General features: G+C 59.2%; 17 protein-coding genes. 6 read left to right on the top strand and 11 right to left on the bottom strand.

Going from position 1 to position 14,380, the window contains the following annotated elements:
• Positions 1–74 precede the first annotated feature (74 nt).
• From J7380_RS16155 to J7380_RS16185, 7 genes are read right to left on the bottom strand one after another with little or no spacing between them, the layout of a single operon-like run.
• Entirely contained in the window at positions 75–1,019 is a 945-nt protein-coding gene (locus tag J7380_RS16155) for a helix-turn-helix domain-containing protein (RefSeq protein ID WP_209196769.1), read from the bottom strand.
• Between the two features lie 4 nt (positions 1,020–1,023).
• Positions 1,024–1,917, bottom strand: a complete 894-nt coding sequence (locus tag J7380_RS16160) for a homocysteine S-methyltransferase family protein (protein WP_209196770.1) — start codon at positions 1,915–1,917, stop codon at positions 1,024–1,026.
• Between the two features lie 14 nt (positions 1,918–1,931).
• Positions 1,932–2,984 carry an alcohol dehydrogenase family protein gene (locus tag J7380_RS16165; protein ID WP_209196771.1) on the bottom strand — a complete coding sequence of 351 codons (1,053 nt, stop codon included), beginning with the start codon at positions 2,982–2,984 and terminating at the stop codon, positions 1,932–1,934.
• A 3-nt stretch (positions 2,985–2,987) separates the two neighbouring features.
• A complete protein-coding gene (locus tag J7380_RS16170) occupies positions 2,988–5,441 on the bottom strand; it encodes an FAD-dependent oxidoreductase (RefSeq protein ID WP_209196772.1) in 2,454 nt (817 codons plus the stop codon).
• A gap of 15 nt (positions 5,442–5,456) precedes the next feature.
• Positions 5,457–5,837 (bottom strand): GFA family protein, encoded by a 381-nt coding sequence (locus J7380_RS16175; RefSeq protein WP_209196773.1) that lies wholly within the window; start codon positions 5,835–5,837, stop codon positions 5,457–5,459.
• 4 nt (positions 5,838–5,841) lie between these two features.
• Positions 5,842–6,465: a LysE family transporter gene (locus tag J7380_RS16180; protein WP_209196774.1), complete on the bottom strand. Its 624-nt coding sequence runs from the start codon at positions 6,463–6,465 to the stop codon at positions 5,842–5,844.
• A complete protein-coding gene (locus J7380_RS16185; protein WP_209196775.1) occupies positions 6,466–7,035 on the bottom strand; it encodes an XRE family transcriptional regulator in 570 nt (189 codons plus the stop codon). It lies immediately after the preceding gene.
• 57 nt (positions 7,036–7,092) lie between these two features.
• On the opposite strand from J7380_RS16185, the gene J7380_RS16190 reads away from it, so the two are divergent.
• Complete coding sequence (locus tag J7380_RS16190; protein ID WP_247742604.1) at positions 7,093–7,434, top strand: DUF1294 domain-containing protein; 342 nt, start codon at positions 7,093–7,095, stop codon at positions 7,432–7,434.
• Between the two features lie 6 nt (positions 7,435–7,440).
• Here the strand turns inward: J7380_RS16190 and J7380_RS16195 are convergent, their stop codons facing one another.
• Together J7380_RS16195 and J7380_RS16200 are read right to left on the bottom strand one after the other, a co-directional pair.
• A complete protein-coding gene (locus J7380_RS16195) occupies positions 7,441–7,893 on the bottom strand; it encodes a GAF domain-containing protein (RefSeq protein WP_209196776.1) in 453 nt (150 codons plus the stop codon).
• Between the two features lie 59 nt (positions 7,894–7,952).
• Positions 7,953–9,125 carry an acetyl-CoA C-acyltransferase gene (locus tag J7380_RS16200; protein WP_209196777.1) on the bottom strand — a complete coding sequence of 391 codons (1,173 nt, stop codon included), beginning with the start codon at positions 9,123–9,125 and terminating at the stop codon, positions 7,953–7,955.
• A gap of 102 nt (positions 9,126–9,227) precedes the next feature.
• Between J7380_RS16200 and J7380_RS16205 the strand changes: the two genes are divergently transcribed.
• The 3 genes from J7380_RS16205 to ggt all read left to right on the top strand — a co-directional run bounded on the left by J7380_RS16205 (position 9,228) and on the right by ggt (position 11,818).
• The gene (locus J7380_RS16205; protein WP_170527408.1) at positions 9,228–9,566 is read left to right on the top strand and encodes an STAS domain-containing protein; all 339 of its coding nucleotides are present in this window, start codon (positions 9,228–9,230) and stop codon (positions 9,564–9,566) included.
• A gap of 42 nt (positions 9,567–9,608) precedes the next feature.
• Positions 9,609–10,031 (top strand): ATP-binding protein, encoded by a 423-nt coding sequence (locus tag J7380_RS16210; RefSeq protein ID WP_247742605.1) that lies wholly within the window; start codon positions 9,609–9,611, stop codon positions 10,029–10,031.
• A gap of 209 nt (positions 10,032–10,240) precedes the next feature.
• Positions 10,241–11,818 (top strand): gamma-glutamyltransferase, encoded by a 1,578-nt coding sequence (ggt, locus tag J7380_RS16215; RefSeq protein WP_209196779.1) that lies wholly within the window; start codon positions 10,241–10,243, stop codon positions 11,816–11,818.
• Between the two features lie 22 nt (positions 11,819–11,840).
• On the opposite strand, the gene hspQ is transcribed toward ggt, so the two are convergent.
• Entirely contained in the window at positions 11,841–12,167 is a 327-nt protein-coding gene (gene hspQ / locus J7380_RS16220) for a heat shock protein HspQ (RefSeq protein ID WP_170355374.1), read from the bottom strand.
• 80 nt (positions 12,168–12,247) lie between these two features.
• Between hspQ and J7380_RS16225 the strand changes: the two genes are divergently transcribed.
• Entirely contained in the window at positions 12,248–13,129 is an 882-nt protein-coding gene (locus J7380_RS16225) for an AEC family transporter (protein ID WP_209196780.1), read from the top strand.
• Positions 13,130–13,189: 60 nt separating this feature from the next.
• Positions 13,190–13,771, top strand: coding sequence for a lytic transglycosylase (locus J7380_RS16230; protein ID WP_209196781.1), 582 nt, complete (start codon positions 13,190–13,192; stop codon positions 13,769–13,771).
• Between the two features lie 12 nt (positions 13,772–13,783).
• On the opposite strand, the gene J7380_RS16235 is transcribed toward J7380_RS16230, so the two are convergent.
• Positions 13,784–14,380, bottom strand: coding sequence for an outer membrane lipoprotein carrier protein LolA (locus J7380_RS16235; RefSeq protein WP_209196782.1), 597 nt, complete (start codon positions 14,378–14,380; stop codon positions 13,784–13,786).

The raw sequence follows: 14,380 nt of genomic DNA on the forward strand, positions 1-14,380 counted from the left end.
CTGTCAGGTTTGGGCCAAAATGCCACGGAAGATCGACAGCAAATGCGCCAAAAGCGTCACAAAACGGGTAATTTTCACCGATGTGCCGCGCGCTTTTCACGACGCAGAACAAAGGGCGTGACGCCGAAAAAGCTTTTGTAAACAGACGAAAACCCGTTCGGGAACCCGCAGGCCAGGCCGATCTCGCGCACGCTCATGGTGGTGTTGAGAAGCAGGTTGTTGGCCTTAGCCAGCCGCATCTCGCGGTAGAACCCGTTGGGGGTGGTGCCGAAGAAGGTCTTGAACTTGCGCTCGAGCGAACGGTTGGACAGGTGCAGTTCCTCGACGATCTGATGGATCGGCAGAGGGTCTTCGATATTGGCCTGCATCAGCTTGATGCACTGGTCCAGCTTGGCATCGCCTGTCGCTGTCAGATGCGTGCCGGAAAACGGCTGCATCGAGGAAAAATCGCGGATGTTCTCGTGCAACATGATATCGGCAACGGTCATCTTGGCGGGCCCCGAGATGTGACGGCCGATCACCGACAGCGCCACGTCCGTCGTCGCCTCCATCCCCGCGCAGGTGACGACAGCGCCTTGCTGGGTGGCGATGGAGAGCTTGGCCTCGAACCGGGCACCGCGTTCGCGCAAGAATGAGGCGTTTTCCCAATGGGTTGCCATATCCTCGGTGCCGTGTTCGTCGATATAGCGGCTGGCGGCTTCAGCTAACAGAAACACCTGCGCGCCGCGGTAAGTGTAGTCCGACACCACGCGGCCCAGTGACAGATCGGGGTGGTCGGGGTCGGAATTGCCGATGACAAACAGGTAATCCGCTTTGGGTTGGGTGCTAACCGCCTCGGTCTGGATCATCGCATCGCTGCTGGAATGGATCGCTCCACCCTTCAGCGATGTATACGCATAGGTAAAGGGCGGGTGCGGGCAGACGCGATTAGCCAGCCGCAGCACCTCGACCAGCGACGCCAGTTCCAGCAGCACATAGCCGGGGGCGACGAGGATATCGAAATGCTGCTGACCCGCCATCGCTCTAGACGATCCGGTGTCGGGCAGCGTGCAGCGCGTGGGCCAACGCCTCGATATGATCGGGGCCGACCTCGCAGCAGCCGCCGACGATGGTGGCACCGTGTTCGACCCAGGACATGGCGAAATCGGCATAGGCTTCGGGGGTCAGGTCATGACGTTCTTGCAGCGCATCGACGGTGGGGGCGTCTTCCAAGAACCCTTGCGTGATGCCGGTGAAGCCGTTGGCATAAGCCCCAAAAGGACGACCTATCGTTTCAAGGATCATCAGCGCGGGCATCACCGATTCCGGTCGGGTGCAGTTGATCAGTACCGCCTGCGGCCCGAAATGATCCACCAGCGGTGCCACTTGCGCCAGATGCTCGCCCGAGCGCAGGCGGGTGCCGTCATTGTCCATCACCGACAGCGCCAACCAGACGGGTTTGGTTGCGCTTTCCGTACCGCGCAGCGCGCCTTCGGCCTCTTGCAGGGACGAGACGGTTTCGTGCAGGAACAGGTCCACCCGGTCGTTCATCAAACCGACCAGCTCGGCATATTTTAGCGCCGCCTCTTCCACATCGGGTTTCAGGTCAGGTCGGTATGAGGCCAGCAGCGGCCCGAGCGCCCCCGCGATCCGTCCACCCAACACAGGCCGCGCGCGCTCTGCCTGTGTCAGCGCCGAGTCGATCAGGGCGGGCAGTTGATCCTCGATCCCTTCGCGCACCAAGCGCGAGCGGTGGACGGCATAGGTGTTCGTAGTCGCCACCGTCGCGCCGCGGCGGAAGTAATCCGCATGGACCTGCCGCACCAGATCGGGTTGATCCATCATCACCCGCGTCGACCACAAAGGCGTGGGCTTTTCGCCGCCGCGCTTGACCAGTTCCTGCCCGATCGAGCCGTCCAACAGGGTGATATCCGCCATAGCCTTGCCTTTCCTCAGGGAATGAGAACCAGTTTTCCCGCAAACGCCTTGGACTGAAAGCCCTCTTGCGCTTCGGCGATATCTCTTAGCGGATAGGTTTTTGAGATCAAAGGTTTGATCCGACCCGCATTCATCAGTTCGACCAATCGTCCGAAGACCTCAAATGCCTGATGGGTACAGCCGTGGATGGTGATGTCGCGCAAATAGATATCGCGCAGATCGGCCTGAACGATGGGTCCGGCGATGGCACCGGATACCGCATACTGCCCGCCGGGTTTCAGCGACAGGATCAGGTCGGGCCATGCGGGGCCGCCGACGACGTCGATCACCACATCGAACATGTCTTTCGGCAAAGGCGCGTTACGGTCGAACGTATCCGTTGCCCCTTGACCTTTGACCACATCGGCTTTGGCTGGGCTGGTGACGCCCCACACGGTCGCTCCGCGCAGCCGGGCAAGTTGCACAGCAGCCAGACCGACCCCGCCCGAGGCTCCGGTGATCAGGACCTTGTGGCCTGCAGTCACGCCTGCGCGGGTCAGCAGGTTCTCGGCCGTTCCAAAAGCGCAGGGAATGGCCGCGATCTCGGCATCAGATAGCGGAGACGCTGAGACGTCGTACAGGTCCGATGCTTCAACCAGGCAATATTGCGCGAAGGCCCCGTCGATCTCGGACCCCAGCGCGATGAAGCCGGTCGGATTGCCCGGGCGTGGGCGCGGCAGGTTGATCGGGCAGGTGACGCGCTGACCTTCGGCGAAGCCCGTCTCTGGCCCGGCCACCTCAACGATACCGCACAGATCGCCGCCCTGAATGCGCGGGAAGTGCAGCGCGCCGCCCCAGCCGCCCGCATCGACCTCCTGATCCACCGCATCTGTCGCGCCGGTCACATCCGAGGAATACCAGCCGACGCGCGTGTTGATATCGGTATTGTTCACCCCGGCGGCGGCAACCCGAACCAGCACCTGACCGGGTCCGGGTTGCGGCACCGGGATATCCGCGCGCCATTCCAGCGCCTCTGGCCCGCCGTGGCGGGTCAGATAGACGCCCTGCATGACGCGCGGAACAGCCATGGATCAGGCCCGCAGCCGGTCGTTGGCCGGATCCCAGAGCGGCTGATCCTCCTGCACCACGGCGGGGTATTTCTGGCCGTAGATCTCGACCTCAAGCGCGGTGCCGGGGTTGGCGAGTTCCGACTTGATCATGCCCAGCGCGATGGATTTGCCCACGCGGTATCCCCATGCGCCAGAGGTCGTCTCGCCCACGATCTGATCGCCTTGCCAGATGCAGGACATGTAAGGCGCGTCGCAGTCTCCGGCCTCGACCGTCAGGGTCACGAACGACTTCTTCACCCCCTGCTGCTTTTCGTTCAGGATCGCCGCCTTACCGGGGAAATCCTGCGGTTTGTCCAATTTGACGAAGCGTTCCAGCCCGCCTTCCAGCAGCGTATAATCGGTCGACAGATCGCCCTTCCACGCGCGGTAGCCTTTCTCGATCCGCAGCGAGTTCAGCGCGTACATGCCAAACGGCGTGGCCCCGGCCTCAAGGATCGCATCATAGATCGCGGGTATGTCCGCGTTCTCGGCGTGGATCTCCCACCCCAGTTCACCCGCAAAGGATACGCGCAAAAGAGCGACCCATCTGCCATTGACTTCGCTTTCCTGAAAGCTGAGCCACGGCAGGGTCAGATCCGCATCGCACAGCTTGCCCAGCACCTCGCGCGATTTGGGACCGGTGACGATCAGCGTGTCCATGCGCGTGGTCCAGTCTTCCAGCGTGAATGCTGCGTTTGCGGGCATATGGCGTTCCAGCCATTCCCGGTCATGCCACTGCGCGGTGGCGGCTGTGACCAGCACAAACAGATCCTCGGCTTCGCGGGTCACGGACATTTCGGTCAGGATGCGGCCACGATTATCCGAGAAATAGACCAGCCCGACACGACCAATCTTGGGCAATGACCCGGTCACAAGCCCCCGCAGCCATTCGTCCGCCCCTGGCCCTTGCACCTTGAACCGCGAGAATCCCGGCAGGTCCAGCACGCCGCAATGGTCGCGCACCGCCTCGCATTCTTCTTTGATCCGCTGCTCCCACGGGCCGGACCGGCCCCATGTATGCGTCGCATCCAGCGAGGTATCGTCGCCCGGCTTGGCGAACCAGTTGGCGCGTTCCCAGCCGTTATAGGCGCCCATCACGCCGCCCAGTTCCTTGATCTTGTCATGAACCGGAGACAGCTTCTTGTCGCGCGCCGCAGGCCATTCGTGATGCGGGAAGTGCATGGCGTATTCGTTGCCGTAGACCTCCATGCCCTTCTGGTTGCAATAGTCCTGGTCGGTATAGTCGGTGTAACGACGCGGATCGACGGCCCACATATCCCATTCGGTCGCGCCATCGACGATCCATTCGGCCAGCACCTTGCCCGCGCCGCCGCCCTGCGCGATGCCGAAGGTGAAGGTGTGCGCCTCAAACGCGTTCGTCACGCCGGGCATCGGGCCAATCAGCGGCAGACCATCCGGCGCGTAAGGAATCGGCCCGTTGATCACCCGACCCACGCCAGAGGTTGCCATCAGTGGCACCCGTTCCATCGCGTCGGTGACGATATCCTCGATCCGGTCCAGATCATCATTCCAAAGCTGAAAGCTGAAATCCTCGGGCATCGGATCGTCTTCGGTCATCCAATGGCCTTTGCAGTTGGGCTCATACGGCCCAAGGTTGAAGCCATTTTTTTCCTGCCGCAGATAATACGAGATATCCACGTCGCGCAGCAGCGGCAGCTTGCCGCCGTTTTCTTTCGACCACGCCTCAACCTCGGGGATTTCGTCGGTCAGCAGATATTGGTGGCTCATGACCATCGCAGGCACCGTGCGCCCGCCGAAAGGCTTGAACCATTCACCCACGCGCTGCGCATAATACCCGGCGGCGTTGACCACGTAATCGCAGGCAATATCGCCCTTATCGGTATGCACAGTCCAGGTGCCGTCGTCATGCTGGCTCACGCCGGTCGCCGGGCAGAAACGGATGATCCTGGCCCCCAGATCTCGCGCGCCCTTGGCCAGCGCCTGCGTCAGCTGCGCCGGGTCGATGTCGCCATCGGTCGGATCGTACAGAACGCCCTCAAGATCATGGGTTTCAAGGAACGGATAGCGCTCTTTGGCCTCTTCCGCAGTCCACATCTCCATCGGGATGCCCTGATAGCGGCCCATGGACATGGCGCGCTGAAACTCCTGCATCCGTTCCTTGCTATGCGCCAGACGGATCGAGCCCGAAACGTGGTAGTTCATCGGGTAGTCAACCTCATCGGCCAGTCGCGAATACAGCTCGGTCGAATAGCGCTGCATGTTCATGATCGCCCACGAGGTCGAAAAGGTCGGAACATTCCCCGCTGCGTGCCATGTCGAGCCTGCGGTCAGTTCATTCTTTTCCAGCAGAACGCAGTCGGTCCAGCCCTTCTTGGCCAGATGATACAGCGATGAACAGCCGACAACGCCGCCGCCGATGATGACCACACGGGCCTTGGTTGGAAAATCACTCATGGTTTTGCTTCCCTGTTAGTCTGCCCGCTGGGGCAGATCGTCCTGAATGTCGTAGTAGTCGCCCTTGTCGGCGACGAAGATGTGCTGGGCGAGTTTCAAGCCGGTGGGTTCGTCCAGAGACCCTATTGAAACCGCGATCGTGTCCTCATCATTGTGCTGCCAAAACAGGAACGAGCCGCAGGCGCTGCAAAAGCCGCGCTTGGCGATGTCCGAGGCGCGGTACCAGCCCAGCGTCTCGCTGGAGGTAAAGTTGAGGTTGTCCTGATGGGTTTCGCAGGAGGCCCAGAGATGACCCGATTGCCTTCGGCATTGGCCGCAATGGCAGGCGTTGGGTGCGGCGAGTTCTCCGTCAATGGTGAAGGCAACCTTGCCGCAGAGGCAGGAACCGGTGTGCATGTCTTTACCCCCTTGCTGTAGGCGCTGCGCTAGTGCCCAGCAACACGCCGTAGATGATGAAACAGCCCGCCATCACGCGGCGGACCCAGATGTTGAACACAGCGCCAAGCGCGGCTTTGCCCATCAGCGCACCCAGCAGGGTGAACCCCGTGTAGCTGAGCGTTGTGATGACCAGCGCGGTGGGCATGATCACCCCCATCTGCTGCCAGACCGGCACGTCGGGTTGAACGAATTGCGAAAACGCCGCCAGATACCCGGCCACGCTTTTGGGGTTGATCGTCGCCACCGCCAGTGCGTGCAGATAGACGTGGCGCGCGGGTCGCTCAGATGCAGGCGCGGGTTTGGTGGCATTGATCCAGCCGCGAATGCCCATCCAGATCAGGAACCCCGCGCCGATCAGTTTGGCGATGAAAAACCCGGTGGGTGAGGCCGCGATCAGCGCGGTGACGCCCAACGCCGACAGGATCAGAAAGGCGCTGGCCTGTGTCAGGATCGCCAGCACGCCCAACATTGCCTTGGCAAAGGGCAGGCTCATCCCGTTTGATATGCAATTGACCGCATTCGGCCCCGGTGTGGTGACGAACACCACCCAGAACAGAGCGAATATGGTCCAGGCCTCAAAGCTCATTCAATACACCGGCGGGGCGATAACCCAGATGGCCACGGCGGGCTCATCATAGGGGTTCGCCCAATGATAGGGTTCGTGTTTGATACGGAAACTGTCCCCCGGCCCGACCGAGAATTGCCGCCCGCCAATCGTCAGGTCCAGCCGCCCCGAGATCATATAGCCCACCTCTTGCGTCGGACGGTCGGCGGGGGTCTGCATCTGCGAGCGGGGCTCGAAGGTGGAATGCACCATCTCAAAATCATCGGTCAGATCGGGCGACAGCAGTTCCTCGATCAGTCCTTCCTCGCCCGATCCCATTGGGCGGCGTGATCCGGCGCGGACCACATATCCCTGTTCATCCGCCGGGGCGGCAGAATGGGCAAACAGCATCGACATTGGTACGCCCAGACAATCAGCCATCTGTCGCAGGTCCGAGATGGACGGATCGGACATATCCCGCTCGACCTGGCTCAGCCACCCGACCGAGCGGTTCAGCTTTGCCGCAATCTCACTCAGCGTCAGCCCGCGCGCTTTGCGCAGGGCGCGGATATCAGCACCAAGGGTCGCGCTTTGGGGGGCCTGTGAGTTCAATCGCCGCTCCGTGTTGTCGTGAAATTTCATCCCTGTTTTTCACGATGGCGCGAATCGATGAAAAAACCAAGCGTTTTTTCACTTGGGTCACGCGGCCACGTTCGGTATCGGTCACGCATGTGGATTGCAGTGATGTATCTGTGGGCGATCAATACCCTGACCCTGCTGGCCTTTGGCTGGGACAAACTTCGCGCTCGGCGGCGCAAGCGCCGTGTGCCGGAACGTCGTCTGCTATGGCTGGCTGCGCTGGGTGGCAGCCCCGGAGCCATAGTCGGGCGGTGGATATTCCGCCACAAGACCCGCAAACGGGGATTTTCGAGATGGTTATTTGCAATCCTGATCGGTCAGGCCGCTGCTTGCTACGCTGCCTTCACCTTTCTGCCCCCGCTGCTTGGCTAACCGACGTCAGCGCGCGAACACATCGCGCAAGATCGCGGCAAGCCCATCGGCATCCGCCTGCGTAAATGCATCGGGCAGATCGCTGTCGATATCAAACACCGCGATCACCTCTCCCTGCGCGTCAAAGACAGGCAGCACCAGTTCCGACCGGGTCGAGGACGCACAGGCGATATGGCCGGGAAATGCGTCCACGTCAGCCACAAGCTGCACCTCTTGGGTCCGGGCCGCCGCGCCACAAACGCCACGGCTAAAGGGGATAACGAGACAACCGTGGCCACCTTGGTAGGGACCAATCTTAAGCAGGTCGGGCTCGGTCACCCGATAAAACCCGGTCCAGTTAAAGCGATCATCGCTGTGATGCACCTCGCAGGTGACGGTCGCCATCAGGGCGACCTCATCCGTTTCACCCTCGGTGAGGGCCGCAATAGCTTTAGCAAGCTGCGCATAGTCGACGGTCATGGTCACTGGTCCGGGTCAATTTACTTTGTGCCGCGACCTATGCCGAAAACGCCAAAGCGTCAAACCCGTTCGATTGCGATCGCTGTCCCTTCACCGCCGCCAATGCAGATGGCCGCCACACCCCGTTTGAGGTTCCGCTTTTCCAACGCATTCAAAAGCGTGACCATGATCCGTGCGCCCGAAGCGCCGATTGGGTGCCCCAGCGCACAGGCCCCTCCGTTGACATTGACGATGTCACGGGGCAGGCCCATCTCGCGCATGAAGGCCATGGGGACGACCGCAAAGGCTTCGTTGACTTCCCACAGATCCACATCGTCCTTGGACCACCCGATTTTAGTCAGCAAGGACTGCGCCGCAGGAACGGGAGCAGTGGTGAACAAACCCGGTGCCTGAGCAAAGCTGGCATGGCCAAGAATGCGCGCGCGTATGGTAAGCCCGCGGGCCTCGGCAGCATCGGTCGACGCGAGAACCAGAGCCGCGGCACCATCCGAGATAGAGGAGGAATTGGCCGCCGTTACCGTCCCGTCTTTGCGAAATGCTGGTTTTAGCGTCGGAATTTTTTCGGGGCGCGCCGATTGCGGTTGTTCATCAGCCGAATGGGTGATCTCTCCCTTACGAGAGCGGGTCACGACAGGTGTGATCTCGGCGTCAAAAGCACCGGTTTCCTGCGCGGACAGCGCGTTGGACAACGAGCGCAAGGCGTATTCATCCTGCTCTTCACGCGTGAACTGATACGCCTCGGCACAATCCTCGGCGAAGGTTCCCATCAAACGGCCTTTGTCATAGGCATCCTCGAGCCCATCCAGAAACATGTGGTCTACGACCTGCCCATGACCAATCCGAGCACCGCCACGCATCTTGGGCAGCAGATATGGTGCGTTCGTCATACTCTCCATCCCCCCGGCAATCATCGTGTCGGAATGACCCAAGGCGATTTGGTCGTAAGCAATCATCGCAGCCTTCATGCCCGACCCGCACATCTTGTTCAGTGTGGTGGCGGGAACGTCCTCGCCAAGCCCGGCAGCAAAGCCCGCCTGCCGCGCGGGCGCCTGACCCTGACCGGCCGGCAAAACGCAACCCATCAGAACCTCGTCCACTGTGTCGGCCTGTGCGCCATCAAGCGCCGCACGGATTGCGGCCCCGCCTAGTTCGGCAGCGTCAACCCCGTCGAACATCCCCTGAAATCCACCCATCGGAGTGCGTGCAGCCCCTGCGATCACGACCTGTTTCATACGGATGCTCCTCTCAACTTCCTTACCTTTGGATACCGAATGGTAAGATTTGCCGTCTAGCGTATTTCTACCATTGATTTTCAGTTTGAAGGATAGTCGCGTATGAGCCTGACCAGCAAGACGACTGACACAACGCAGGTCATTACGGTCCATTCCGACCGGATTGATGCCGCGATGGCCATCCAGTTCAAAGAAGACATGCGAAGCACGGCACAAGGCGGGGCGCCACGAGTCGTTCTGGATTTGACGGATGTGGAATTCATTGATTCCAGCGGACTTGGGGCCATCGTGGCCTCGATGAAGCAACTCGGCAGCGAAAGACGTCTGGATCTGGCCGGGCTGCACCCGTTTGTCGAAAAGGTGTTTCGGCTGACGCGCATGGATACGGTGTTCAAGCTGTACCCGACATTGGACGATGCGCTGACGGCTGCGGCGGACTGACGGATCTGAATGGGCGCAATGGCCATGTGTGACGAAAATTGCATGGATTTGAACTTTGCCGCGACCGAGGCTGAAGCCAGCACTGGTATCGCCAGAATTAGCACCTGCCTGGAAGCTCAGGGCCTGCCGCAACACAAAGCCGCCGACGTCAAGATAGCGCTGGCCGAGGCGATCAATAATGTCGTTGAACACGCATATGCGGGAATTACACCGGCAAAGGTCAAGGTCAGATGCCGATTGCACGAAAACTGGCTTGAGATCCTGATCTCGGACACAGGCAACCCACTGCCGGGGTTTCGCGTACCTGACGGGGTCCCTGCCCCGCTTGGCTCCTCGCTGGATGATCTACCCGAAGGTGGGTTTGGCTGGTTTCTGATCCATGAATTGACCAGCGAAATCCGTTATGAACACGCGGACGGCTGCAATCGTCTGTCTCTGCGCTTTGACTTTCCACGCTTGGGCTAGGTCGAAAATGTCACAATAACGCCCAGATCAGACCATTGTCGCGCCGCAAACAAAGAGCAAAAGTTAACTCGTAGCTCAGATAGCTTCCCTCGGCGCCAAGTGTCACAGCCCCCACCCAGTGAACGGCGCCGAGGAACTTCCCCTTGATTTGACTGGACAATACCAACCCGCGCGATACGTTCGGCGCGTTCAGTCACGGGAGCATCACCATGCGCGATTTCCATACACCGGGCCGGTCACAGGTTCTGGCAACCGAAGGCATGTGTGCTACGTCACATCCTCTGGCGGCTCAGGTTGCGTTGCAAATTCTGCAGCAGGGCGGCAATGCGATGGACGCCGCGATCGCAGGAGCGGTCTTGTTGGGAATTTGCGAGCCGCAAATGACCGGTATCGGCGGCGATTGCTTTGTACTTTTCAATCGCGCTGGCGAAAACACAGTTCGGGCTTTGAACGGATCAGGTCGCGCGCCTGCTGCGGCCAAAGCGCAAGACCTGCGCGCCAAGGGTTTGGAGACTGTCCCCTTGAACACGCCCGAAGCTGTGACAATCCCCGGTGCGGTGGATGCATTTTGCCATTTGGCTGATACCGAGGGAAAACTCGGGCTTGAAACCATTCTTCAACCCGCGGTTCATTATGCCGAAATCGGGGTTCCAGTCGCGCCGCGGGTGGCATTTGACTGGATATCAGGCGCATCCAACCTGCAAGGCGCCGCACGAGACCACTATCTGTTCAACGGAGCCGCACCCAAAATCGGGCAGGTTTTTCGCGCGCCCGGTCAGGCCCAGGTTCTGCGGCAGATTGCCAAATACGGCAGGGATGCGTTTTACACCGGTGACATCGCGCAGGACATGATCGATGCCCTGACAAGCCGCGGCGGCGTACATACAGAAGCGGACTTCGCCTCGACCGCCTTTTCCAAGACGAAACCGGTGAGCGGCCGGTACCATGACACCGAACTGTTCGAACATCCGCCCAACGGTCAGGGGGCCACAGCGATTCTTCTACTTAATATTCTGAAGAACTTTGATCTTTCCAGTATGGACCCGTTCGGGGTCGAGCGTATTCATATTGAGGCTGAAGCCTCAAAATTGGCCTATGACGCCCGCAACCGGTTCATTGCCGACCCCGATCATATGGCACAGGCTCAGAAGTTCACTGATCAGGGTATTGCCGACAGCTTAGCCGCGTTGATCGACCCCAATCGAGCGATGCCCGCTGCTGCACCGGTCACTGAGGCAATTCACAAAGATACGATCTATATCACCGTCGTCGATCGCGACCGAATGGCAGTGTCACTGATTTATTCGATCTTCCACAGTTTTGGCTCGGGCATCGCATCCGAGAAATATGGGATTTTGCTGCAAAACCGCGGCGCTGGGTTCACGCTGCAACAGGGCCACCCCAACGAAATGGGCGGCGGCAAACGCCCGATGCATACCATCATTCCGGGCATGGTCATGCAGGACAACCGGATCACTATGCCCTTCGGCGTGATGGGCGGAGCGTTCCAGCCAACCGGCCATGCGCGCCTGTTGTCGAACCTCACCGATCACGGTTTGGACCTTCAGGCCAGCATCGACGCGCCACGCGCATTCGCTGATGGGGGCGTACTGAAACTCGAGCGCGGAATTCCGCCCAAGGTGGCTGAACAATTAGGCGATATGGGTCACAAAGTTGAAATTCCGGAAACCCCGCTCGGCGGCGCTCAGGCAATCCTCATCAAAGAGGACGGTGTGCTTGAAGGCGCAAGCGATCCCAGAAAAGACGGTTGTGCGCTTGGCTACTGACCAAGCGCCGGCTGTCCCGTTATCAGTTCAGGTGAAAGTGCAAAGGGTACGCACCGTTTTCGAACGGACCGAACATGTCGGGAATATCGGGATGTTCCACCGGTTCGCCCGACTGGTCAGCAACCAGATTTTGTTCAGAAACATAAGCAACATAGAAGGATTGGTCGTTTTCGGCCAACAAATGATAGAACGGTTGTTCCCTGAGCGGACGACTGTCTTCCGGTATCGCTTGATACCATTCTTCCGTGTTCGAGAATTCCGGATCCACATCAAAAATGACCCCTCGGAAGGGATGTTTCTTGTGGCGAACCACCTGACCCAGACGGTATTTGGCGTTTGTCTTCAGCATATCTTCAGCCCCCAAAGGTCTTACTACTCTTTTATGCGCTGAAATGCCAATCAATGATCGGAAATTAAGGGAAACAGTCTGTGAACCTCTTACTGACAGTGTTTGAAATCGTTGCTCCGGTCTTTCTTTTGGCCGGAATCGGCTATGCGTGGGTCAAGTTTGGATTCGAATACCGACTGGAATTCGTGACTCGTTTGGCGGTCACGCTTGCAGTACCCAGCCTTATTTTTGTTGCCCTTATGCAAACTGAGATTCCAGCAGGCGAGCTGACGCGGTTCACACTGGCGGCCATTGTTGGCCATCTGGTACTTGCTGTCGCATTCGGTTTATTTGTGCGGTTTTCCGGGCTGGATCGCAGAACCTATCTTGCACCGCTCATCTTTGGAAACACGGGCAATTTGGGGCTACCGCTTTGCATCTTTGCCTTTGGCCAGGCCGGGCTTGGATTTGCCGTGATCTTTCTGGCCGTCACTGCACTTTTCTCTTTTACCTACGGGATTTATCTGGTGGCTGGCAAAGGCGCGTTTGGCAAAGTAGCACGCGAACCGATGGTCTGGGCCACTTTGCTGGGCGCGCTATTTCTGTGGCGCGGGTGGGAAACGCCACTGTTCCTGACCAATACACTGGATCTATTGGGACAAATGGCTATCCCAATGATGCTGATCACTGTCGGCGTCGCAATAGCGCGCCTGACCACCCGGAAACTGGGGCAAGCTATCTGGCTTTCAGCGTTGAAACTGGCGGTCTGTTTCGCGCTTGGCTGGGGTATCGCACTGGCGTTCGGTTTGGATTCGGTCGCATTCGGGGTTCTGGTGCTGCAAATGTGCGCGCCCGTAGCCGTGACCTCTTATTTGCTGGCCGAACGCTTCGAAGCAGACGCGGACGCCGTAGCGGGTATGGTTATGGTCTCGACCGTGTTGTCGGTGGGCGCAATGCCTATAATTCTAGCTATTGTCCTGTAGCGTTTGTGATTTCCAAAACGCTCAATCTGCGCTAGAATAAAGAAAAAAGGCACGAGGCACATGAGCAGAATTTTTATCGTACTCTTCGGGGTGCTGCTTTTGGCATCCTGTAGTGGTGGCTCCAAACAGCCGCCCAGCAAGCTAAACGACGCGTGCAGTATTGCGCGCGAACGACCTGACTTTATCAAAGCTTTCAAAAGCACCGAGCGGAAATGGGGTGTCCCCGTCCACGTTCAGATGGCGACGATTTATCAGGAAAGCCGCTATCGTCACGATGCGCGCACTCCGCACAAATACGTGTTGGGTGTCATCCCGATGGGCCGTCAAAGCAGCGCCTATGGGTTCAGTCAGGCTCTGGACGGCACGTGGGAGGAATACCAGCGCGAAACCGGCAAGCGCCGCGCCAAGCGCGACCGTATCCGTGATGCGTCGGATTTCATCGGTTGGTACATGAACAAAACCAACCAGCGCAACGGCATTCAGCTGCATGACACCCGCAACCAGTATCTGGCCTATCACGAAGGCCATACCGGCTACGCACGTGGCAGCCACTACAGCAAAACCTGGCTGCTGAATGTGGCCAATGATGTGGATGCACGTGCGAAACTGTATCAGGCGCAGCTGGCGGGCTGCCGAATTTGACCGGTTAGCGGGTCAGCGATTGTCTGACCCGCGCCGCGTCCGTTTCGAGAACAGATCGCTGTTCAGCTTGCCACCGGTTTCAAGCTGTCCAAGCAAGACCGTAGTCTGGCTGCCTGCGTTGTCATGGATCACCCATTTGCGCAGCTCTACCGGATCCCCGGTGAACATCAGTTCGATCCGGCCCGAATCCGGGTTTTTGGGATCTTGCGCTGTCACGACCGTAGCCGTACCGTCAAAGTCGTGCCCGACCACCATATTCGCCTGAGCCAAGTTCACGTTCCTCGCCAGAACCAATGACAATGGTGTGCGTCGCAAGGGGTATTGCTCGGGTGGTTGATTGGATTTTGGGTCGAAAATCTGAACCGTCCCAGCCCGCGCCAGAACAACAGCGCTGTTCGGCGGGTCGTATTCGAACCGCATCTTGCCCGGCCGTTCAATCCACAGCTTACCGGTGCTGAGCGACCCGTCATCATTGACCTGAGTGAAGGTGGTCTGAACGGTTTTCAACTCGTTCAGATAGTTTGATATCTGCGACAATGGCAGCTTATCCGCGGCCCACGCGGCGGGTGCGGTCAATGTCAAAGCAAGGGCAAAAGCAATCTGTTTCAT

The organism is Ruegeria sp. R8_1, assembly GCF_017743815.1.
Taxonomy (GTDB): Bacteria; Pseudomonadota; Alphaproteobacteria; order Rhodobacterales; family Rhodobacteraceae; genus Ruegeria; species Ruegeria lacuscaerulensis_A.

Excerpts from the sequence above, each read along its gene's own strand:
- J7380_RS16175 (WP_209196773.1), bottom strand. The coding sequence starts at position 5,837 with ATGCACACCGGTTCCTGCCTCTGCGGCAAGGTTGCCTTCACCATTGAC.
- hspQ (WP_170355374.1), bottom strand. The coding sequence starts at position 12,167 with ATGCTGAAGACAAACGCCAAATACCGTCTGGGTCAGGTGGTTCGCCAC.
- J7380_RS16180 (WP_209196774.1), bottom strand. The coding sequence starts at position 6,465 with ATGAGCTTTGAGGCCTGGACCATATTCGCTCTGTTCTGGGTGGTGTTC.
- J7380_RS16195 (WP_209196776.1), bottom strand. The coding sequence starts at position 7,893 with ATGACCGTCGACTATGCGCAGCTTGCTAAAGCTATTGCGGCCCTCACC.
- J7380_RS16165 (WP_209196771.1), bottom strand. The coding sequence starts at position 2,984 with ATGGCTGTTCCGCGCGTCATGCAGGGCGTCTATCTGACCCGCCACGGC.
- J7380_RS16170 (WP_209196772.1), bottom strand. The coding sequence starts at position 5,441 with ATGAGTGATTTTCCAACCAAGGCCCGTGTGGTCATCATCGGCGGCGGC.
- J7380_RS16200 (WP_209196777.1), bottom strand. The coding sequence starts at position 9,125 with ATGAAACAGGTCGTGATCGCAGGGGCTGCACGCACTCCGATGGGTGGA.
- J7380_RS16155 (WP_209196769.1), bottom strand. The coding sequence starts at position 1,019 with ATGGCGGGTCAGCAGCATTTCGATATCCTCGTCGCCCCCGGCTATGTG.
- ggt (WP_209196779.1), top strand. The coding sequence starts at position 10,241 with ATGCGCGATTTCCATACACCGGGCCGGTCACAGGTTCTGGCAACCGAA.
- J7380_RS16190 (WP_247742604.1), top strand. The coding sequence starts at position 7,093 with ATGAAAAAACCAAGCGTTTTTTCACTTGGGTCACGCGGCCACGTTCGG.
- J7380_RS16235 (WP_209196782.1), bottom strand. The coding sequence starts at position 14,380 with ATGAAACAGATTGCTTTTGCCCTTGCTTTGACATTGACCGCACCCGCC.
- J7380_RS16230 (WP_209196781.1), top strand. The coding sequence starts at position 13,190 with ATGAGCAGAATTTTTATCGTACTCTTCGGGGTGCTGCTTTTGGCATCC.
- J7380_RS16160 (WP_209196770.1), bottom strand. The coding sequence starts at position 1,917 with ATGGCGGATATCACCCTGTTGGACGGCTCGATCGGGCAGGAACTGGTC.
- J7380_RS16205 (WP_170527408.1), top strand. The coding sequence starts at position 9,228 with ATGAGCCTGACCAGCAAGACGACTGACACAACGCAGGTCATTACGGTC.
- J7380_RS16210 (WP_247742605.1), top strand. The coding sequence starts at position 9,609 with ATGGATTTGAACTTTGCCGCGACCGAGGCTGAAGCCAGCACTGGTATC.